We start from the raw sequence: 20,024 nt of genomic DNA, 5'->3' as shown, positions 1-20,024 counted from the left end.
GGTGCAGGGCGCGCCTGACGTGCTGCAGCCGCAGCAGGAGACCCCGCAGGAGCAGGCGCGGCAGGCCCAGAAAGCGATGGGCGTCGGACATGCCAACGCCTTGGCAGAGAAGGGAGGGGCCACCTCCGCGGCCCTTTTCCTTTCCGCCAGCTGAGCGGCCGCAGCCGCTTTCAGCCTTGCTTCATGCCGCCTGCCGCTAGATGAATGCGCAAGCCGCTCGGTGCACCAGGCAATGTTCCGGCAATGTTGTAACGCCAGCGTGGACATCACGGCAGCCGGGGCGCCCCGCGCCCTCCCTGCCCAGCGTGGCATGCACCTCACAGGAGAACGAACATGCTCAGTACTTCCACACTCAGCTTCCGTGGTCTGGCGATGGCTCTGGCGCTGGTTGCCGGTGTCGCCGTGGTCAGCGATGCCAGCGCGATGTCGAGGAAGGACAAGCGCACCCTGGTCGGCGCCGTGGTCGGTGGCGTGGCCGGCAACCTGCTCTCCAACGGTGATCCTGCCGCCACCGTCGGTGGTGCCGTGGCCGGCGGCGCGATCGGCAATCTGACCACCTCCGACCGCCGCGACCGTCGTTATTACGACAATCGCTACTACGACAACCGCTACGACCGCCGCTACGATCGTGGCTACTACCGCAGCGGTTACTACGATCGTGGCGACGACCGCCGCTGGCAGCGCGAGCGTTACTACGACAACCGCTACTACCACGACCGCGGTCGCCATCGCGGCTGGTAAGCGGCACGGCGGCGTTACCCTGCCGATGGCAGAGACGGGCGGGTCGATGACCCGCCCGTTTGCGTTGGCCGCGCGCATGACGTTGAATGCGCAGCCTTGGATGTGACTTTCCCCTCTCGGGCTGCGGCATGACGTCTTCCTCCCACCGCGTGCAGGGCCTCAACAACGACGAGGTCGCTGCCGACTGGCCACCGATCAGCGCGGCGGACATCGCGTGGTTGCGGCAGTGCTATCCGCAGCTGCACAGCGGCAGCCAACCGCGCTGGCACAGCCCGCGACCGCTGTCGGCTGCCGCCATCGTCGATGGCACGCGCGGCGCGGTGTTCATCAAGCGCCATCACCACAGCGTGCGCAACGCGGCCTGCCTGGAAGAAGAACACCGCTTCATCGCCCATCTCGACGCTGCTGGCGTGCCGGTGGCACAGGTGCTGGCAGCGACCGATGGTCACACCGCGGTCGAACACGGCGAATGGACGTTTGAACTGCACGACGTCGGCGTAGGCGACGACCTGTACCGCGACGCGGTGTCGTGGTCGCTGCTGACCGATGTCGCGCAGGCCCGCGAAGCCGGACGCACACTCGCACAGCTGCACCGCGCCGCCGCCAGCTACCACGCGCCCCAGCGCAGCACCCATCTGCTGGTGGCGCGCGACGACCTGATCCGCGCCGACGATCCGATCGCCGCAATCAAGGCAGGACTGCACGCGCGCCCCGGCCTGGCCCGCTATCTCGCGCGCATTCCGTGGGAAGCGCAGCTGCAGCACGACGTGCTGCCGTGGCACACGGGCCTGGCCGAGCGCCTGCGCGACGAACCACGGCTGTGGGCGCACAACGACTGGCATGTCTCCAACCTGCTCTGGCGCGACGGGCAGGTCAGCACCGTGCTGGATTTCGGCCTGGCCTCGCCCACCAGCGCACTGTTCGACCTGGCCACCGCCATCGAGCGCAACGCCGTGGCATGGCTGGAGCTGGCGCGCGGCATGGAGGCCGTGCGCGTCGATATCGCGCTGGCGTTGCTCGATGGCTACCGCGAGGTGCTGCCGCTGTCGGCGGCACGCGTGCACCTGCTGGCCGACCTGCTGCCGATGGTGCATTTCGACTTCGCACTGTCCGAAGTGGAGTATTTCGAGGGCGTCACCGGCTCGACCGCCAATGCCGACGTGGCGTGGCAGCCCTTCATGCTTGGCCATCCGGCGTGGTTCCATACCGCCCCGGGGCAGGCACTGCTGCAGGCCCTGCACGCCGCCGCGTGATCCGGTTGACACAGCGTTGGGGTCAGATCCCTTTCCGCAGGAAAGGGATCTGACCCTGGGTGGCGCTCGCAAATCCGTACCATTTGTAGTGAAATGGTCACCTGAAGCGGGGGTGCCTGGATCTGCCAGGCTGAGAGAGTCCCTTGGAACCTGATCCGGTTTGCACCGGCGTAGGGAGCTTTGAGCCGCAGCCACACCCCCGTCATGGGTCAGTGCACCTGCGCGCCGTCGCTTCGTCTCCCTTGTTGTCCGAAGACGAACCGAATGAACCGCTGCCTGCGCCCCACCCTGCTCTCCCTCGCCCTCTGCGCTGCGCTGCCACTGCACGCCAGCGAGGCCGAGGCATCCCCTGATGCGGCTGCCACCGGCGCCGAGCGCTCGCCGACCGAACTGGCGGCGGTGCGCGTGCAGGCCGGCAAGCCGAAGGCCGATACCTCGCGCGTGAACGCCTTCGGTGGCGGTTCGTGGAAGGACACGCCGGCTTCGGTGAACGTGCTCGAGCGCGACTATCTCGACCGCCGCCAGCTACGTTCGCTGTCCGAGCTGGCCAGCAATGATGCCTCGCTGGGTGATGCCTATGCGCCGGTGGGCTACTACCAGAACATCGCCATCCGCGGCTTCGCCCTGGACGCCGCCACCGGCTACCGCTTCAACGGCCTGTCCATCGCCGGCGAACAACGCCTGGCGCTGGAGAACGTGCAGTCGGTGGAGATCCTCAAGGGTGAAGCCGGGCTGGCGGCAGGGGTGATGGCGCCGGGCGGCATCGTCAACTACATCGGCAAGCGCCCGGCCGAAGTGCGCACCGCCACGCTCGGCACCGATTCGGAAGGCTCGCGCTACGTCGCCGTCGATGTCGGCCACTGGATCACCCCGCGCTTCGGCCTGCGCCTGAATGCCGCATGGGATTCCAGCAATTCCTACGTCGAGCATGCCGATGGCCGCCGCAACTTCTACTCGCTGGCCGCCGACTGGCTGATCGGCGAGCGCGGCAAGCTGGAAGTGGATGCCAACTATCAGACCAGCTCGCAGCGCTCGGTGTCCGGCTACCAGCTGCTGGGCGCGCGTGACCTGCCGCGCGGTGTCGACCGCGAGCATCTGCTCGGCTACCAGCCGTGGCAGCGCCCGGTGGATATCGCCAGCACCAACATCACCGCGCTGCATACTTACGACTTCAACGACGCCTGGCAATCACGTGTATCGGTGGGCCATAGCCGTTCGGTGATCGACGACAACGTCGCCTTCGCCTACGGCTGCTACTACGCCACGCAGTGCGCCGACGGCAGCGTGCCGGGCAATTATTTCGCGCCGAACGGCGACTATGACGTCTACGACTACCGCAGCCCGGACGACACCCGCCAAAACCAGCAGGCCCGTGCCGAACTGCGTGGCCGCTTCGAGACCGGCAGTATCGGCCACCAGCTGACCCTCGGTGCCGACTACTTCCGCCGCACCGTGGACAGGCGCCCGAGCGTCAACGAGTACGTCGGCACCAGCAACATTCACGACGCACCGGTGCCGGTGTTCGCGCCGTCGCCGAAGATGCCGGGCCCGTCCGCACGTCGCCTGGACAGTCGCCAGACCGCGTTCTTCGCGCTGGACCGGATGAGCTTTGGTGACGACTGGCAGTGGCTGGCCGGTGGCCGCTTCGTGCGCCTGGACGAGCGCGCCTACGACAAGCGCGGCATCCCGCAGCGGCACAGCCGCCTGTCGCGCTTCCTGCCACAGACTGCGGTGGTGTGGAAAGCCACCGACCAGCTCAACGCCTACGCCAGTTACGTGCGCGGCATTTCGCTGGGCCAGGAAGCGCCGTTCTGGACCAGCAACGCTGACACCTTCCTGCCGTCGGTACAGTCGCGCCAGCTGGAAGTGGGCGTGAAGTACGTGCCGGTCGAGGCGTTGACGCTGGGCGCAGCCGTGTTCCGCATTTCGCAGCCGTACCAGTACGCCAAGCCGGACAACAGCGACGTGGGTTACACCTTCGTCGAGGAAGGCACGCAGACCCACACCGGCCTGGAGCTGACCGCCAACGGCCAGCTGACGGACGCATTGCAGATCGTGGCCAGTGCCAGCGTGCTGCAGGCGCGCGCGCGCGACACCGGCACGCCGGCCTATGAGGGCCATCAGCTGGTGAACGTGCCGAAGGTGCGTGCCAGCGTGCACGTGGCCTATGCACTGCCGTTCGTGCAGGGCCTGGATGTCACTGGCGGGTGGCGCTATGCCGGTGCCAACGTGGCACGCGCCGACGGCGCCGTGCGCGCGCCGGACTACTCGGTGTTCGATGCCGGCCTGCGTTTCCAGCACCGGCTGCACGAGCGTGCCGTGACCTGGAACCTGTCGGTGGACAACGTGTTCAACCGCTTCTACTGGCGTGACACCGGCAGCAGCGGCGGTGACTACTACCTGTTCCCCGGCGCACCGCGACAGGCGCGCCTGTCGGTGACGTTCGCGCTGTGAACGGCGTCGTGCTCGAGTGGACCGCCGCGCTGTGCAGCGTGCTCGGCGTCTGGCTGATGGCCCGGCGCCGGTTGTCTGCATGGCCGGTGGGCCTGCTGTCGGTCACGCTGTATGGCCTGGTGTTCGCCGAGGCCAAGCTGTACTCGGACACCCTGCTGCAGGTCGCCTTCGGTGGCTTCCTGGTCTACGGCTGGCTCAACTGGCGCCAGCACGCCGCCGATGAGGGCAGCATCCGCATCGTGCCACTGGCGCGAGGCAAGCTGCTGCGCGACCTGGCCTTCGGCCTGTGCGGTGGCGTGGCGCTGGGTGCGGCCATGCACACCTTCACCGATGCCGCGCTGCCGTGGCTGGACGCGATGCTGACCGCACTGAGCCTGGTCGGCCAGTGGTGGCAGGCGCGCCGCCACGTCGCCTGCTGGTGGGTATGGATCGCCGTGGACGTGGTCTATGTGGGTGCGTACCTGTTCAAGTCGCTGCACGTAACTGCCGCGCTGTACGTGTTCTTCCTCGGCCTGGCCGTGTTCGGCCTGCGCGCATGGAGCGCGGCCGCGCGCGAACCGCAGGTGGCGCCGGTTCGTTGATGCGGATGGCCGGGCTGTGCGCTGGCCATCCACAGTGGAGCCACGCCATGCGTGGCTGAAGGGTCACCGGTAGGCCCATCCACGCATGGCGTGGATCTACCGGTCAAGCACCAGACCCAATCGCAGCGGTTGGCGCATGTCGGCCGGCGGTGCGGCCTGCAACGGCGCTGCCTGCAACGTCGCGCGCAGGTCGGCATCGACCTGGGCGTCACCCAGGCTGTCGAACTCCAGCTTCGAGATGCGGCCGTCCGCCGCAATCCACAGGCTCACAGGCAGCGGCGTGGGTGTATCCGGGTGTGCACGCAACCACTCCACCACGCGCTGCGCCTGCGGGTCCTGCTCCTGCTGCAGGCGCTGCTGCAGCTGGCCACCCACGGCGGCGGCGTAGGCCATCCAGTGCGCAGGGGCTTCGTGTGCGGACGACGCCGAACTGCCCAGCGCCAGCGCGGCGAACAACGCGGCCAGTGGCCGCCACCAGCGGCGGATGCCGGTCCTGTTTGCTGACATGACCATCGCCTGCCTCCTGCGCTCCCCTCCAGCGCGCCATGGTCGGCGCCATAGATGACAGGCAGATGGCGGGCCGTGATGGCCCGGCGCGATCACTCGCCCAGGTCGGCCAGCACCTTGCGCGAGGGCGCGAAGAAGGTCACGCCGGTGGTGGCGGTGGAGAAGTCGAGGATGCGGTCGTGCAGCGGCGCAGGATTGCCGATGAACATGCGCTCGAGCATCTTCTCGATCACCCACAGGCGGCGCGTGTAGCCGATGAAGTAGGTGCCGTACTCGCCGCGACCCGGGTTGGCGAACGGCATGTTGTCGCGCAGGATTTCGTGCTCGCCGTCGGCGTCTTCGATGGTGCACAGCGTCTTGTGCGATTTCTGCGCATCGGCCGGCGCATCATCCAGCTCGATGTTGTCGTGCTTGGTGCGGCCGATGATCGCCTCCTGCGCCTCGGTCTTCTGCGCGCGCCAGGCATCGAGGTTGTGCAGGTACTTCTGCACCACCACGTAGCTGCCGCCGGCATGCTCCGGGTCTTCATCGCCAACAATGGTGGCTTCCGGCAGCGACAGTCCTTCCGGGTTGGCGGTGCCGTCGACGAAGTCGAGCAGATCGCGGCCATCGAAGTAGCGGAAGCCGGCCACGTCATCGACCGCTTCCACCGCATCACCGAAGGCCATCAGCAGGTTGCGCTCGAACGCCACGATCAGGTCCATGGTACGTGCGCGGATGTGGTACAGCAGGTCACCGGGCGTGGCCACAGCGGTGTGGGTCGCGCCCTTGATCTCGCGGAACGGCTTCAGCTCGCGTGGCGGCGTGGAGCCCACCAGCGGCTGCCACACGCGATGGCCGATGGCCACGTTGCAGGTGAAGGTGCGCTCGATCTCGCGGATGGCGGTGTTCTTGATCAGGTCATCGGTGCTCGCCAGCACCTCGCGTGCCTTGGCGATCGACGCCTCGTCATCCTTCACCTTCAGCACCAGAAACGCCGCCGAATGAGTAAGCGGTGCGGTGATCTGCTGCGGCTCGTTGTCGAGCGTGTGGTTGAGGGCGGTGATCGGTGCGGGCTGGGAATTCACGGCAGTTCCTGCTGGCTTGAGGCGGGTGCATCGTCAATGGCGACGTGCCGGGATCATAGCGGAACCGCCTGACCGGCAACGGAGCGGTTCTCGTTCCGTCCTGCGAGCAGCACCGTGCATTCCCGCGCTACATGGAACTGCTGCGGCCCTGCACTCTCCGGACGCACACAAAAGAAGAAGCCCGGCGCGAGGCCGGGCTTCGGTTGGCGTGTGGGAGAGAGAGAGAGTCACACGCCAGCACAACACGCTCTAACAACGGGCGTTTGTTACCAGGTGAAGCGCGGGCCCACGAACCACTCGCGGTCGCCGGCCTTGGCCAGCTTCACTTCGCCACTCAGGCCCCAGTTCTGGTTGAACTTGGCGGTGGCGCCGACGCGGCCGTAGAACTCGCCGTCCGGGTTGATGCCGTGCTTCTTGGTGTAGTCCTCGTAGCCGGCCATCACGTAGCCTTCCACGTACGGGTTGAACGCGGTGCGCACGCCAACTTCGGTGGAGTAGCCGTTGAAGTCCAGGCCATGCTTCATGTCGAACTTCTGGTACGCGACGCGGGCGACCAGGTCGGTGTTCGGTGCGATGCCGTAGTTGTAGCCGGCGCCGATGCGCCACTGGTCGACGTCGTTCTTGAACGTGTCGGTCTCCTGCGCGCTGTAGTCGCCGAAGATGTGGAAGTTCGGGTGCACCGCCACGGAACCCTTCACCTTCCAGCCATCGGCGTCGCCGCCCTTGGCATCGGTGTTCACATAGCCGCCTTCAACGTAGTTGTACGACAGGCCATCGGTTGCCGATGCAGCGAACGGCAGGGCAGCCAGAAGACCCAGGGCGAGCAGCGAATTCTTGTTCATCGGGACACACCTTTAATTATTTTGGTTTCGTCGGCCGCCTCCCGGGAGGGGGAGAGAGAGGAGGCGGTCGACAGGTGTGAATTATCCGTTAGGGGGGCCAATCGACCCTGAATATTGAACTGACTGGTGTATAAATAAGGCTGGCGTTCAGGGAACTCCTCATGCCGCACGCATCAGTCGCGTCACTGCTGTTTCCGCTTCATGCCCGGCGCACAGTGCGGGCTTTGCTGCTCTTCGCCCTGCCGATGATGCTGCAGGTAGCCAACGCAGCCGAGCGTACCCGCCCTTCCGGGCGCATCGTGATTCAGACCGACGATGTCACGCGCTTCTTCAGCGTGCTGGATGCAAGCGGAGGGAAGCCGAATGCCGACGATCTGCAGCGCGGCTATCTGCATGCGGGTACGGATGCACTACGCAGCTTCACTGACAGCCGTATCGGCTCGATGGATCGTCTTGCAGATGCGATCCAGCGCAGACCTGCGCTGTTTGCCAAAGCACGTACCTGTGCGACGGCGCTGCCGGAGATCCGCGAGCGGGTTGCCAAGGCACTCGATCGGTTGGGCACTCTGCTTCCCTCCGCACGTTTTCCGCCGGTCACCGTGCTGGTGGGTCGGGGCAACAGCGGGGGTGTCACCACGCCCGACGGCGTGGTGATCGGACTGGAGGCACTGTGCAACGCCGACTGGATGCAGCCCGATGTGGGCGACCGTTTCGTGCACCTGATCGCCCATGAGTACGTGCACGTGCAGCAGCCCGGTGCGAGCGTCGATGTCGCGCAGCCCACCCTGCTCTATCAGACGTTGCTTGAAGGCGGCGCCGAGTACGTGGGCGAACTGATCTCGGGGCAACCGGCCAACGCGCATCTGCGTCGTTGGACGCAGGGCCGCGAATGCGCCCTGGAACGCCAGTTCGCCCGGGACAGCGCCGGTACTGAGCTGTCGCAATGGCTCTACAACGGCGCCGGCGACGAAACGCGCCGCGGCGATCTTGGCTACTGGATCGGCTACCGCATTGCCGCTGACTACGTTGCCCGCGCCGATGACAAAGCCGGTGCCGTCGCCACGCTGCTGGCGGTGCGTCCGGAAAGTGCGCCGGCACTGTTTGCCGCAAGTGAATGGCGCCCGGCGTGTGGGCCAGTGGAAAACGGGCAGGAATGAGGCCGTCTTCAGGCTGATGAATTGGGCGATTCAAGCAACTGCAAGGCCATCGCCTCTGTGCACATCAGCTCGCCTGATCTCACTCGTTAAGCTTTGCTGATGAACATATTTCACAACCCTTCCACGTCTTCCAACTTCAGCTGAAAGCGCTTGTCAGCGTGGGGAACAAACGCCGCTATATTCCAGCTTCCCCAGACGAAGGAGGGAGTGCAATGAACCTGAACCCGCAACACATGAAGACGGCCCGCGCACTTGCTGTGGCGCTCATCGCCACCGTAAGCCTTGGCGCTTGTGCCACCTACAAGGACGAGTTCGCAACCATCAACTCGCGCCTCGATCAGCTCGATGTAAAGGTGCAGGGCGCTGCACAGAGTGCCGAGTCCGCCAACCAGTCGGCACAGCAGGCCAATCAGCGCCTGGATCAGATCGAAGGCCGCGTGCAGCAGCTTGAAAGGGCACCCGTCGGGCGCAAGCCGCGCGGCTGATCGCTCCCTCACCGTTTGAATTGATCCACCTCTGTATCGGGAACCAGTGGCCCTCGCCGGCCACTGGCCTCCTTCCACCAGAATTGCATTGCCAGGAGCCTTCCCATTCGTACCTCCTCCTCGCCTGCACGCCGCGCCCTCCATGCCGCTCTGGCCATGGCACTGGCCGTTGCATGCAGCGGCGTAGCCAACGCCAGGGACAAGGACGCACCCGCACCACCGGCGGCCGCCGTTGATGAACTTCCGCCCGACCAGAGCGTCTCCGAAACAGTGATCGCGCTGGCCGGCTGGGTGGTCGCCAGCAAGGACAACCAGGGCTATCCGTTCGCGATCATGGACAAGGCGGCCGCGCAGGTTCTGGTCTTCGGCGGCGACGGCAAGCTGCGCGGCGCCGCGCCGGCGCTGTTCGGTTCGGCCATCGGCGATCATTCTGCACCCGGCGTCGCCAAGCTCGCCCTGAGCGCGATTCCCGGCCACGACCGCACCACGCCGGCGGGCCGCTTCATTGGTGCCTATGGCCCCTCCGACGATGCCGGGCGTGTGCTGTGGGTGGACTACGATTCCGCCGTGTCGATGCATCCACTGCCGCCGGGCAGCCCGAAGGAAAAGCGTGCCGAACGGCTGGCATCGCCCACGCCAGACGACAACCGCGTCACCCACGGCTGCATCAACGTCTCACCCGCGTTTTACGAGCAGATCGTGCACTCCACGTTCGAGAAGGGCGGCGTGTTCTACATCCTGCCGGACAAGGATTCGATCGCGGAGACGTTCCCGGAATTCGCGCAGAGCCGTGCCGCCGCAGATGGCGACGAAAAGAAGACCGCACAGCACGCTGGCGAGTAGTGCGTTTGTGCGTCCGCCCTGGGCGTTGTGGGCACATGCCTGGGCCTTGCCCGGCCGCCGGGGCGGCCGCGATGCACGGTCTGCTCGTGGAAAGCCGCCTGCCTATGAGACCTGGTGCCCCCCGAGGCGCGGCGCGCTGGCATCCTGCGACGATCCTGCGAGGCAATGTCTGCCTCGTCCATGAGGCCGCCGGTGGACCCACTCTTCCAGTTTTTGCTGAGCACGATGGGTGGCGTATTCGTCTTCCTGTTCTTCGTGGGACGTGAGTACCTGCGTGGCCTTGGATGGCTGCTCGGTTCCTGGGATCCGAACATGGGGTGCGCGACAGAAGATGAACTCATTTCGAAGGCCAACCGCAGCGCCTTGCTGATTGCGGCGGTGCTTCTGGCGTGGGCCTTCATGGGCCCTTCTCCCTACCGCCGCAACTGGGAAATCGAAGTAATGGGCATCGGTACCGGCATGTTGCTTGCCTATGTGGTGATCATCCGCCTTGCAGCTTCAAGGGTGAAGAGGCTGCTCGGGTGAGCGTGCCTCACATCGGCACCCATGAGGATCAGGAAGCCGTAGCCCCTGCAGCCCGCGCCAATGCCGCGGCGTGCGCGTCGCCCTTCCGCTCGCTGTAGCGGTCCACCAGGTAGTCCGACCGGCCCCGCGTCAGCAGCGTGAACTTCACCAGCTCTTCCATCACGTCCACCACCCGGTCGTAGTACGGCGAGGGTTTCATCCGGCCGTCGTCATCGAATTCCTGCCAGGCCTTGGCCACCGACGACTGGTTGGGGATGGTCAGCATGCGCATCCAGCGGCCGAGCACGCGCAATGTGTTGACGGTGTTGAACGACTGCGAGCCGCCGCTCACCTGCATCACCGCCAGCGTGCTGCCCTGCGTGGGCCGCACGCTGCCATCTTCCAGCGGCAACCAGTCGATCTGGTTCTTGAACACGCCGGTGACCGTGCCATGCCGCTCGGGGCTGACCCAGACCTGCCCTTCCGACCACTGTGACCATTCGCGCAGTCGCTGCACTTCGGGGTGATTCCTGTCCACGCTGTCCAGCATCGGCAGCGCATGCGGATCGAACACCCGGGTATCGCACCCCAGGTGGCGCAGCAGCCGCTCGGCTTCCAGCGCCAGCTTGCGGCTGAACGACTGGGGCCGCAGCGAGCCGTAGAGCAGGAGAATGCGTGGCGGCCCCAGATCTGCCGCGGCGAGCTGGTGATGATTGGGCTGGGGCAATGACGATTCCGCCAGGTTGGGCAGGTCCAGACTTGTGATTGGCTTATTCATTCGATTATTCTAGAAATATGGAAACGTCGAATGCAATCGCTGCCCTGACCGCCCTCGGCCATGTCACCCGCCTGGCTGCCTTCCGGCTGCTGGTGGAGGCGGGCCCGGCAGGGCGCATGGCGGGCGACATCGCCACGGCCCTGCAGGTGCCTCCCGCCACGCTCAGCTTCCACCTGAAGGAGCTGGTGCAGGCCGGGCTGGTGGAGAGCGAAAGCCAAGGCCGCCACGTCTGCTACCGCGCCAACTTCGATGCGATGAACGGCTTGATCCAGTACCTGACGCACAACTGCTGCGCGGGCTCCCCGGATGAGCGGTGCGCTGTGAGCGAACCGGCATGCAGGTGCTGAGATGAAACCCGATCCGGTGATTCGTGCAGGCACGCGCGACGACCTGTGCTCCATCCGCGACCTTCTGCGGCAGGCGCAGTTGCCCGTGGCCGATCTGGAAAGCAGCGAGGTGGCGTTTCTCGTCGCAGACCTCGACGGCATTCCCGTGGGTGCCGTTGGATTGCAGATCTTCGGCGCGTCGGCCCTGCTTCGCTCGCTGGTGGTGTCCGACGACCGACGCAATACCGGCCTTGGGCGCGCGTTGCTGTCAGCGGCCGAGGACATGGCCCGCCGCATGCAGGTCAGGGAACTGGTGCTGCTGACAACGTCGGCAGGCCCGTGGTTCGCGCGGCACGGCTATGCCGGATGCGATCGCGCGCAGATAGCGGAGGCGATCCGCAGCTCTGCCGAGTTCACTAGTCTCTGCCCGGCCAGCGCGCTGTGCATGTCCAAGCCACTCCCTGACCACGGAAGCCACATGACCCGCAATGTCTTGTTCCTCTGCACCGGCAACAGCGCGCGCAGCGTGCTGGCTGAAGCCACCCTGCGCGCCTGGGGCGGCGATCACTTCAGCGCATTCAGTGCGGGCAGCCAGCCCACTGGCCAGATCAATCCCTTCGCGCTCGCCCAGCTGCAGGCCGAAGGAATGCCCATTGACGGGCTGCGCAGCAAGTCGTGGGATGAGTTCGTGGATGCAGCCCCGATGGATCTGGTGATCACCGTGTGTGACGCGGCCGCTGCCGAAGCCTGCCCTGTGGTGTTCGGTGACTTCATCCGCAGCCACTGGGGCCTGCCTGATCCGGCCGCCGTGGCAGGCAGCGATGCCGACAAGGCCGCAGCCTTCGCACTGGCCCATGCCATCGTGAAAACGCGCCTGCGTGCGCTGCTCGCACTGCCCGAATCGGTGTGGTCTGAACGCGAAGCGCTGCAGCACGCGCTGGACCGGATCGGCCAGCTGCTGCCGACCGACGGCGCGCAGTGACGGTGCCACTGCCATGAGTCTGTTCGAGCGACACCTGACGCTGTGGGTTGTGCTGTGCATTGCGATGGGCACGCTGCTGGGCCACGTCCTGCCCGATGCCTTCGCGGTGCTGGCCTCCGCCGAAGTGGCCAAAGTCAACCTGCCGGTTGCGGTGCTGATCTGGCTGATGATCATCCCGATGCTGCTGAAGGTCGACTTCACTGCGATGCGCCAGTTGCAGCAGCACTGGAAGGGCATCGGCGTGACGCTGTTCATCAACTGGGCCGTGAAGCCGTTCTCGATGGCGCTGCTGGGCTGGCTGTTCCTGCGCCATGCCTTCGCGGACTGGCTGCCCGCAGCACAGATCGACAGCTACATCGCCGGTTTGATCCTGCTGGCGGCCGCGCCCTGCACCGCCATGGTGTTCGTGTGGAGCAACCTGTGCCGCGGTGATGCCAACTTCACCCTGAGCCAGGTGGCCTTGAACGACGCGATCATGGTGGTCGCATACGCACCGGTGGTTGCGCTGTTGCTGGGCCTGTCGGCGATCACTGTGCCCTGGGACACGCTGCTGTTGTCGGTGGGTCTCTACATTGTGGTGCCCGTGCTGGTGGCCGCCGTGCTGCGGCACTGGATCCTTTCGCGCAGCGGCGAGGCGGGGCTGCAGCGTGCGCTTCGACGGCTGGGCCCGCTGTCGCTGTCCGCCCTGCTGCTGACGCTGGTGCTGCTGTTCGGGTTCCAGGGCCAGCAGATCGTGAAGCAACCGCTGGTGATCGCGCTGATTGCCGTGCCGATCCTGATCCAGGTCTATTTCACTTCGGGCCTGGCCTACCTGCTCAACCGCCGCCTGGGCGTGGCACATTGCGTGGCCGGCCCGTCAGCACTGATTGGCGCCAGCAACTTCTTCGAACTGGCGGTGGCCACTGCGGTGGGACTGTTCGGCGTGCATTCGGGTGCTGCGCTGGCGACGGTGGTGGGCGTGCTGATCGAGGTGCCGGTCATGCTGTCCGTGGTGCGGATCGTGAACCGTACACAAGCCTGGTACGAGAGACGCGAAGAGCACTGACAGATCAAAGTGTGTGGGAGTCGAATTGCGTTCTTCGCCCCGCACTGTCGTCATCGACTTGGTGGGGTGCCCGTACGCCACGTCATCAACTTCGACCCATGTCGCATATTCCCCATGCCGCTACGGCCGTTGCGGCGCCTGCGTCTGCGACAGCTTAACAGCGTGCAAAAATGCCAAAAGCGTCTTTGATCAAGCGTTGAATGCAACTGTTCTGATTGGCACCGCGCAGCAGCACGCGTACAGATGACGTGCCATCGAAAAAGGATGGCCGGGCTTCGAAAACCCGTGCGCTTGTTTGACAACGCTTGCCCGCCGGCGTCACCCCTCGTGGCGCCGGCGGGCAATCCGTCTGCCGGCTATGGCGGGCGGAGCGTGGAGGCCCTGTGCCTGCCGGTTTCAACAAGCGCCCGGTTTTCGAGCCACGTCTCCGCCCGCCACCTTTGCGTGGCGGCTGCCGTCTGTCCTGCACGGAGCATTGCCATGAGCACACCCGAATCCTCCCGACTACGCACGCAATACGTGCCCGCCAACGCGGACGCGCCTTCGGAAGCACCGCACCAGCAGGATCCTCTCGGTTTCATCGCCACCCTCGACCGCATCGGCAAGGACGCCGCCGCCGACGGCCAACCCTGGCCCGAACGTCATCAGATGCCGGGCCGCCGCATGGCGCTGGCCGACGCGGATTGCGCATTGACCGGCCTGCGCGTGGCGCTGGAAATGCTGCTGGCTGCCGAGCGCGTGCGCCAGAACGGTCCCGACGAGGAGTACGTGGGCGACCGCGTGATGGAGGGCCTGATGATGGCCAGTCTGTCGCTGACCGCACAGGTCAGCGCACGCATGCGCCCGGAAGGGTGACACGGGGAACAACGCTCACTGCAACGCCGGGCACGGCCCGGCGCTGCGGCGCGCGCCACATCACTCGCAAAGCGCGCTGTCTTCCTTCAGCGCGGCATCCTGCAGTGGCTGGCGCTGTTCGATCTGCACACGCTGTTCCGCCGTCGGCTCGCCCAGCCACCACACACGGCAGCGCGCAGTAAGACGGCCGACCATCTTCGCCTGCGTGGGTGAGTACAGCATCGCCAACGCGGTGCCGGGGCAGTCGTGGGCCTGGCAGGCGGTGTAGAACCACCACGGCTCGCCCTGCAGCACCAGCAGCTCGCCAGGGCCGCTGGGTCCGCTCAACAGGCGTTGGCGCAGCGAGGGAATCTCCTTGTCGCTCGATTCGGCTGCCGCGGTGTCCTTCATCAGCGCGTTGAAGGCCGCCAGCACCGCCAACGCGCGGCCGCGCCCGCGGTGATGAATGCCACCGGGCGTGGCCCGGCGCTACCGGGCGCCAACCAAGGTTGGCAGCTACCAGAAGCGGGATCCGTCCTGGATCTACGCCATGCCTGGATGGGGCGCGCATAAAAAAACCCCGGCGCGTGGCCGGGGTTTTTCGATTCACTTGAACAGCGTGTCCGGATACTCCGGTTTCTGTTCCCGCGCCAGCAGTGCGCGCAGGCCTTCTTCCGGGGTCTGCTCGCCATGCAGCACGGCACGCACACCGTCGGAGATCGGCAGGTCGATGCCATGACGGCGCGCCTGTCGCATCACTTCGTCGGCAGTCTGCACCGACTCGACCACCTGGCCGATCTCGCGCACGGCATCCTGCAGCGTCTGGCCGCGGCCCAGGGCCAGGCCCAGGCGGCGGTTGCGCGACAGGTCGCCGGTGCAGGTCAGCACCAGATCGCCCAGGCCGGCCAGGCCCATCAGCGTTTCCGGCTTGGCGCCGATCGCAGCGGCCAGGCGCAGCATTTCGTTGAGGCCGCGGGTGATCAGGCCGGCACGGGCGTTGAGGCCCAACTGCATGCCATCGGCCACGCCGGTGGCCACGGCCAGCACGTTCTTCATCGCACCGCCCAGCTCGGCACCGACCATGTCGTCGCCGGTGTAGGCGCGGAACGCCGGGCCATGCATCGCCTCGGCCACCGTCTGCGCGAACTCGGGCACGTCGCCGTGCACGGTGATCGCGGTCGGCAGGCCCTGGGTGACTTCCTTGGCGAACGACGGCCCGGTGACGACGGCCAGCGGCACATCCTCACCCAGCACTTCGCGCGCCACTTCATGCAGGAAACGGCCCGAACCGGGTTCGAAGCCCTTGGTGGCCCAGGCCACGCCGGCACCGGCCGGTCGCAGCGGCGCCAGCGCACGCACGGTCTCGCCAAACGCGTGCGACGGCGTCACCACCAGGATCCAGGCCGCGCCCTGCACCGCCGACGCCAGGTCGGTGGTGGCACGCAGGCTGTCCGGCAGCGGGATGCCCGGCAGGTAACGCGGGTTCTCGTGGCGCTGGTCGATGGCCTCGACCACGGCAGCATCGCGCCCCCACAGCACGGTCGGGTGACCGTGCCGTGCGAGCAGGCTGGCCAGCGCGGTTCCCCAGGAACCGGCGCCGAGCACGGCGATCTTGTCAGCGGGAGTGCTCATCCGTGACGTCGCGGCAGGAATCAGGCGTTGCCGGCCGGCTCGGAGTCAGCCAGCGACGGTGCGTCGCCCTGCTCCTGGCGCTGGCGCAGGGTTTCTGCGTACAGGCCTTCGAAGTTGATCGGCTGCAGGAAGAACGGCGGGAAGCCGCCGGCCTGGATCAGGTCGCTGATCAGCTGGCGCACGTAGGGGAACAGGATGTTCGGGCACTGGGTGCCGAGCAGCACGTCGATCGACTGCGGGTCCAGGCCGACCAGGCCGAACACGCCGGCCTGCTTCACTTCGGCCACGTAGGCGGTGCGCTCACCGGCCTGGCAGGTCAGGGTCACGGCCAGCACGACTTCGAAGGCGTTCTCACCCAGGCGCTGCACCTGCTGGTTCAGGTTCAGCTGCAGCTCCGGCTGCACCTGGTCATTGAAGATGGTCGGCGCGTTCGGCGACTCGAAGGAGACGTCCTTGACGTAGATCTTCTCGACGGTGAAAGCGGGGCCGGTAGCGGCATCGACCGGCGCAGCGGCGCCGTTGGTGATCTCTTCGGACATTTCCAGTAACTCCAGGTGAATGCAATGAAAACGATGGTCGAATTACTGCGATGGGGGCGGGACCCGGCCCATACAAGGCCGGATCCGCCACCTGCGACAATCAGTTGCGGCCCTTGACCAGCGGCAGTTCGGCCTGCTGCCAGGCAGGAATGCCGCCGTCGAGCACGTAGACCTTTTCGAAGCCGGCCTTCTTCAGCGCCTTGGCGGCGGTTTCCGAGGCGTTGCCGCTGCGGCACACCAGCACCACCGGCGACTGCTTGGCATTGGCCACCAGCTTGTTTTCCGGGCCGAAGGCACTGGCCTGGGCATTGCGGCTGCCGGCAATGTGGCCCTTCTCGAAGTCACCGCTGGCCGACAGGTCGACCACCACCGTGCCGCCCGCGTTGATCAGCTGGGTCAGTTCGGCGGGCTTGATGCCCTTGAAGCCCCGGAACAGGCGGCGGATCTCGGTGACGATGATGGCCACGGTCAGGCCGACCAGGGCCGCGGACAGCATCGGGTTTCGGCCTGCAAAGGCCAGCAACTCTTCGTAATTCACTCAGGTCACGGGTCGATTAAGCGGGCGCCGATTGTCGCACAAGCCGGACGCGGCCCGTCACTGCCCCTTCCACAGGTCCGGCAGGCCGGCGGTCTGCCACCAGCGCTTGGCCTCCGGGTCCCAGCGCCAGCGCTCGACCACGACCACGGTGCGCTCGGCCTGGGTGTTCTGGTTGATCACCCCGATTTCGACCCGGCGCTCGACCAGGCCACCGTCCAGCGAGGCGCTGCTGCGCTCGCGATAGGACGACACGCGCAGCTGCGCGTAACGGTTGAGCTCGAACTCGGTCGGCGGCTTTTCCTTGCGCAGCTTGGGGTCGAGGTAGCCGATGGCATCGTCCATGCTGCCCCAGCGGATGGTCGCCCCGTAGGCGATCTGGGTCTCTTCCAGAAGCTTGCGCTGCTTGCGGCTGAGGTCGTCGGCCGAGGCCACGGCACTGGCCAGCAGCAGGGAATACATCAGGAACTGGATGAGGCGGCGCATCGGTGGTTTCCCCAGAACGTCAGCCTGCCATCCTACCCTTTGGCGAAGGCAACAAAGCGACCGCTGAACTCGGCGGCAGGCCTGCCATCGGCGCCGGGCTGGGTGGCGATGATGCTGATGCGGGCCTTGCGGCGCTGCCGGAAGGTATTCAGGAAGGCGTCCCAGCCGGTGGCTTCAGCTGCTTCGGCGTGGGCGTGCAGGTCCTCATAGACCGGCGCCAGATAGCGCAGGTTGCTGTCGGCCACATAGACCTCGGCATCGTGGCCGGCCAGGCGCAGGCGCAGGCTGACCAGGGCCCAGCCGGACAGGGTCAGCACCGAGGCCAGGCTGCCGCCGAAGGCGTTGCCCTTGTCGTTGACGTTGGCCGCCAGCGGCGCGGTGATGCGCAGCACGCCATCGGCATAGCCGTCGAGCTGGATCTGCATGGCGCGGACCGCCGGCATGCAGTCCAGCACGTCCTGCAGGGCGGCCAACGAGGAAGTCAGGGCATCAACGGACATCGGAGCAGCAACCACGACAACGAAGGGCCCGCATAATGCAGGCAATGGTCGACCATACGATACCCACTGGCGCCACCCGTTCCGGCCCACGCTGGACCCTGATCTCGCTGCGCCCGCGGGGCCAGAACGTGGCGCTGCGCCGCGCCGTTGCCGGGCTGGGCGGGAATGTCCTGGCCCTGGCGCCCTGGCGCCTGCAGCGCCTGCATGGCACGGCTGTGGTGCGCCAGCTGCAACGCGCGCTGAACTGCGATCGGGTGGTGTTCACCAGCCCGGCCGCCGTTGCCGCAGCCGCGTCCCTGCTGCCGCTGGCCGACGTGCAGCGCAGCCCGTGGCTGACCGTGGGCGAAGGCACTGCGCGCGCATTGCGGGCACACGGCATCACCGAGGTGCACGCGCCGCAGCGGATGGACAGCGAGGGGCTGCTGGCGATGCCGGTGCTGGCCGACGTACAGGGCCTGCGCATCGGACTGGTGACCGCGCCCGGCGGGCGTGGCCTGATTGCCGCGCAGCTGCAGGCGGCGGGCGCCACGATCGAACGTGCCGACGTCTACCAGCGTCGCCTGCTGCGACTGCCCCCGCGAACGCTGGCACGATTGGCGCATTCAGCACAGCCGTGGGTACTGGCCGTGAGCAGTGGCGAAGCGCTGCAGCATTTCTGGCAACAGCTTTCGCCGGCCGGGCAGCAGCGCCTGCGGGCGTCTGCCCGCGTGGTGGTTGCCAGTGACCGCCTCGGCGAACAGGCGCAAGCGCTCGGCCTGCAGCGCATCACACGCAGCGCCGGCCCCACCGCTGCGCAGCTGGTGGCGGCCGCACACGCCACGCTCACCGTCCCGGCAGCGACCTGAACAGGGACGTGGATCACGCTTGCCGCTGTCGTCGGCAACGGTGATGCTGTGCACAACGCAGCCTGCCGGCACCCCGACCGGCGACGTTGCCGACAAGGAAGCCCGATGAACGATACTCCGCCCGCCCCTCCACCCCATCGACCCGTGCGCTGGCTGCTGCCGCTGGCCGCCGTGGTCGTGCTCGGCGCGGGCGGTTATGCCGGCTGGTACGTCTGGCAGCAGCAACAGCGCGAACAGCAGGCGCAGGCACAGACCACGGCCGTACAGCTGAAGGGCCTGGAGGCCACGCTGGATGCGCTGCGCCGTGACCAGCGCGCGACCAGCCAGCGCCTGCAGGATGCGGCGACCACCAACCGCGTGCTGCGCGACGAGATGCTGGGACTCTCACAGCGCAGCGCGCTGCTGGAAGAGAACGTGGCCAAGCTGGCCGACAGTGCCAACCAGGGCCGCCAGGCGGTGCAGCGCGATGAGGCCGAGCTGTTGCTGACCCAGGCTGCTCAGCGCCTGAACTACGCCGACGACGTGGACGGCGCACGCCGCCTGTATGCACAGGCCGCCACCGCGCTGGCCGATCTGCCCGACGCCGACGGCCTGAACCTGCGCCAGGCGCTGGTGCAGGAGCGCGAGGCACTGGATGCGTTCGGCAGCGGCCCGCGCGTGCAGTCGCTGCAGCGCCTGGATGCTGTGGCCCGGGCGCTGCAGGGCCTGCCCTCGCAGATCACCGGTACGACCGGCAGCAGCACCGCCAAGCCCTGGTGGCAGGCCACGCTGGCACCGTTCGTGGACATCACCCCGAGCCGCCAGAACGGCCCACTGACTGCCGCCGAAAAGCGCAACGCCGACGATGCGCTGCAGCTGGAACTGACCTTGGCGCGCGCCGCGATCGAGCGCGGCGACCGCGCGGGCCGCAACACCGCATTGGACCGCGTGGAGCAGTGGGCACAGCGGCGCTGGCCGGATTCACCGGCCCTGCGCGCGCAGCGTGCTGAACTGAAGGCCTTGCGCGAACTGCCGCTGCAGGCCAACGACGCTGTCCTTGGCAGCACCCTGCAACAACTGCGCACCCAGACCGACCGGAGGTAAGCCCG

General features: G+C 66.9%; 23 protein-coding genes, 2 pseudogenes and 1 riboswitch. Of the genes and pseudogenes, 15 read left to right on the top strand and 10 right to left on the bottom strand.

Going from position 1 to position 20,024, the window contains the following annotated elements:
* Positions 1-333 precede the first annotated feature (333 nt).
* The 4 genes from ACZ75I_RS00695 to pnuC all read left to right on the top strand — a co-directional run bounded on the left by ACZ75I_RS00695 (position 334) and on the right by pnuC (position 5,029).
* Entirely contained in the window at positions 334-741 is a 408-nt protein-coding gene (locus ACZ75I_RS00695; protein ID WP_049416597.1) for a glycine zipper 2TM domain-containing protein, read from the top strand.
* 128 nt (positions 742-869) lie between these two features.
* Positions 870-1,994: a phosphotransferase enzyme family protein gene (locus ACZ75I_RS00690; protein WP_346476329.1), complete on the top strand. Its 1,125-nt coding sequence runs from the start codon at positions 870-872 to the stop codon at positions 1,992-1,994.
* Between the two features lie 98 nt (positions 1,995-2,092).
* A riboswitch (TPP riboswitch) is annotated at positions 2,093-2,188 on the top strand.
* Between the two features lie 70 nt (positions 2,189-2,258).
* Positions 2,259-4,448, top strand: a complete 2,190-nt coding sequence (locus ACZ75I_RS00685) for a TonB-dependent receptor (protein ID WP_472958572.1) — start codon at positions 2,259-2,261, stop codon at positions 4,446-4,448.
* An 8-nt stretch (positions 4,449-4,456) separates the two neighbouring features.
* Positions 4,457-5,029: a nicotinamide riboside transporter PnuC gene (gene pnuC / locus ACZ75I_RS00680; protein ID WP_072167431.1), complete on the top strand. Its 573-nt coding sequence runs from the start codon at positions 4,457-4,459 to the stop codon at positions 5,027-5,029.
* A gap of 96 nt (positions 5,030-5,125) precedes the next feature.
* Here pnuC and ACZ75I_RS00675 read toward each other — a convergent pair whose 3' ends face one another.
* The 3 genes from ACZ75I_RS00675 to ACZ75I_RS00665 form a co-directional block, all read right to left on the bottom strand.
* Positions 5,126-5,542, bottom strand: a complete 417-nt coding sequence (locus tag ACZ75I_RS00675; protein ID WP_180870028.1) for a hypothetical protein — start codon at positions 5,540-5,542, stop codon at positions 5,126-5,128.
* 86 nt (positions 5,543-5,628) lie between these two features.
* Positions 5,629-6,603: a Dyp-type peroxidase gene (locus ACZ75I_RS00670; protein WP_088496696.1), complete on the bottom strand. Its 975-nt coding sequence runs from the start codon at positions 6,601-6,603 to the stop codon at positions 5,629-5,631.
* 266 nt (positions 6,604-6,869) lie between these two features.
* Positions 6,870-7,445, bottom strand: coding sequence for an OmpO family porin (locus ACZ75I_RS00665; protein WP_049465985.1), 576 nt, complete (start codon positions 7,443-7,445; stop codon positions 6,870-6,872).
* A 161-nt stretch (positions 7,446-7,606) separates the two neighbouring features.
* On the opposite strand from ACZ75I_RS00665, the gene ACZ75I_RS00660 reads away from it, so the two are divergent.
* The 4 genes from ACZ75I_RS00660 (at position 7,607) to ACZ75I_RS00645 (ending at position 10,455) form a co-directional block, all read left to right on the top strand.
* Positions 7,607-8,602, top strand: coding sequence for a DUF2268 domain-containing putative Zn-dependent protease (locus ACZ75I_RS00660; protein ID WP_219626993.1), 996 nt, complete (start codon positions 7,607-7,609; stop codon positions 8,600-8,602).
* A gap of 212 nt (positions 8,603-8,814) precedes the next feature.
* The gene (locus tag ACZ75I_RS00655) at positions 8,815-9,087 is read left to right on the top strand and encodes a hypothetical protein (protein WP_005420910.1); all 273 of its coding nucleotides are present in this window, start codon (positions 8,815-8,817) and stop codon (positions 9,085-9,087) included.
* Positions 9,088-9,243: 156 nt separating this feature from the next.
* Complete coding sequence (locus ACZ75I_RS00650) at positions 9,244-9,930, top strand: L,D-transpeptidase family protein (protein WP_180870033.1); 687 nt, start codon at positions 9,244-9,246, stop codon at positions 9,928-9,930.
* 192 nt (positions 9,931-10,122) lie between these two features.
* Positions 10,123-10,455 (top strand): hypothetical protein, encoded by a 333-nt coding sequence (locus ACZ75I_RS00645; RefSeq protein WP_229298501.1) that lies wholly within the window; start codon positions 10,123-10,125, stop codon positions 10,453-10,455.
* Between the two features lie 28 nt (positions 10,456-10,483).
* Here ACZ75I_RS00645 and arsH read toward each other — a convergent pair whose 3' ends face one another.
* Positions 10,484-11,212, bottom strand: coding sequence for an arsenical resistance protein ArsH (gene arsH / locus ACZ75I_RS00640; protein WP_472958571.1), 729 nt, complete (start codon positions 11,210-11,212; stop codon positions 10,484-10,486).
* A 17-nt stretch (positions 11,213-11,229) separates the two neighbouring features.
* Here arsH and ACZ75I_RS00635 point away from each other — a divergent pair, with 17 nt between their 5' ends.
* From ACZ75I_RS00635 to ACZ75I_RS00615, 5 genes and pseudogenes are all read left to right on the top strand, one after another.
* On the top strand, positions 11,230-11,559 hold the full coding sequence (locus ACZ75I_RS00635; RefSeq protein ID WP_180870109.1) for an ArsR/SmtB family transcription factor: 330 nt from the start codon (positions 11,230-11,232) through the stop codon (positions 11,557-11,559).
* Position 11,560: 1 nt separating this feature from the next.
* Positions 11,561-11,932 (top strand): annotated as a pseudogene (locus ACZ75I_RS00630) (GNAT family N-acetyltransferase); the annotation flags it as partial.
* Between the two features lie 84 nt (positions 11,933-12,016).
* A complete protein-coding gene (locus ACZ75I_RS00625) occupies positions 12,017-12,520 on the top strand; it encodes an arsenate reductase ArsC (protein ID WP_242889848.1) in 504 nt (167 codons plus the stop codon).
* Positions 12,521-12,533: 13 nt separating this feature from the next.
* Positions 12,534-13,565: an ACR3 family arsenite efflux transporter gene (arsB, locus tag ACZ75I_RS00620; protein WP_134972312.1), complete on the top strand. Its 1,032-nt coding sequence runs from the start codon at positions 12,534-12,536 to the stop codon at positions 13,563-13,565.
* A 480-nt stretch (positions 13,566-14,045) separates the two neighbouring features.
* Entirely contained in the window at positions 14,046-14,420 is a 375-nt protein-coding gene (locus ACZ75I_RS00615; protein ID WP_472958570.1) for a hypothetical protein, read from the top strand.
* Between the two features lie 60 nt (positions 14,421-14,480).
* On the opposite strand, the pseudogene ACZ75I_RS00610 reads toward ACZ75I_RS00615, so the two are convergent.
* From ACZ75I_RS00610 to ACZ75I_RS00585, 6 genes and pseudogenes are all read right to left on the bottom strand, one after another.
* Positions 14,481-14,834 (bottom strand): annotated as a pseudogene (locus ACZ75I_RS00610) (Ivy family c-type lysozyme inhibitor); the annotation flags it as partial.
* A 171-nt stretch (positions 14,835-15,005) separates the two neighbouring features.
* Positions 15,006-16,031 (bottom strand): NAD(P)H-dependent glycerol-3-phosphate dehydrogenase, encoded by a 1,026-nt coding sequence (locus ACZ75I_RS00605; RefSeq protein ID WP_065195990.1) that lies wholly within the window; start codon positions 16,029-16,031, stop codon positions 15,006-15,008.
* A 20-nt stretch (positions 16,032-16,051) separates the two neighbouring features.
* Positions 16,052-16,570, bottom strand: a complete 519-nt coding sequence (gene secB, locus ACZ75I_RS00600) for a protein-export chaperone SecB (RefSeq protein WP_005407596.1) — start codon at positions 16,568-16,570, stop codon at positions 16,052-16,054.
* A gap of 100 nt (positions 16,571-16,670) precedes the next feature.
* The gene (locus ACZ75I_RS00595) at positions 16,671-17,108 is read right to left on the bottom strand and encodes a rhodanese-like domain-containing protein (RefSeq protein ID WP_049416566.1); all 438 of its coding nucleotides are present in this window, start codon (positions 17,106-17,108) and stop codon (positions 16,671-16,673) included.
* Positions 17,109-17,165: 57 nt separating this feature from the next.
* Positions 17,166-17,591: a hypothetical protein gene (locus ACZ75I_RS00590; protein ID WP_061479368.1), complete on the bottom strand. Its 426-nt coding sequence runs from the start codon at positions 17,589-17,591 to the stop codon at positions 17,166-17,168.
* Positions 17,592-17,623: 32 nt separating this feature from the next.
* Positions 17,624-18,091, bottom strand: a complete 468-nt coding sequence (locus ACZ75I_RS00585) for a YiiD C-terminal domain-containing protein (RefSeq protein ID WP_061479369.1) — start codon at positions 18,089-18,091, stop codon at positions 17,624-17,626.
* 35 nt (positions 18,092-18,126) lie between these two features.
* Between ACZ75I_RS00585 and ACZ75I_RS00580 the strand changes: the two genes are divergently transcribed.
* Positions 18,127-18,936, top strand: coding sequence for a uroporphyrinogen-III synthase (locus ACZ75I_RS00580; protein WP_061479370.1), 810 nt, complete (start codon positions 18,127-18,129; stop codon positions 18,934-18,936).
* Positions 18,937-19,041: 105 nt separating this feature from the next.
* Positions 19,042-20,019, top strand: coding sequence for a uroporphyrinogen-III C-methyltransferase (locus ACZ75I_RS00575; protein ID WP_472958569.1), 978 nt, complete (start codon positions 19,042-19,044; stop codon positions 20,017-20,019).
* The last annotated feature ends 5 nt before the right edge of the window (positions 20,020-20,024 follow it).

Source organism: Stenotrophomonas sp. X (genome assembly GCF_055721025.1).
This window is presented reverse-complemented; position numbering and strand designations above follow the sequence as displayed.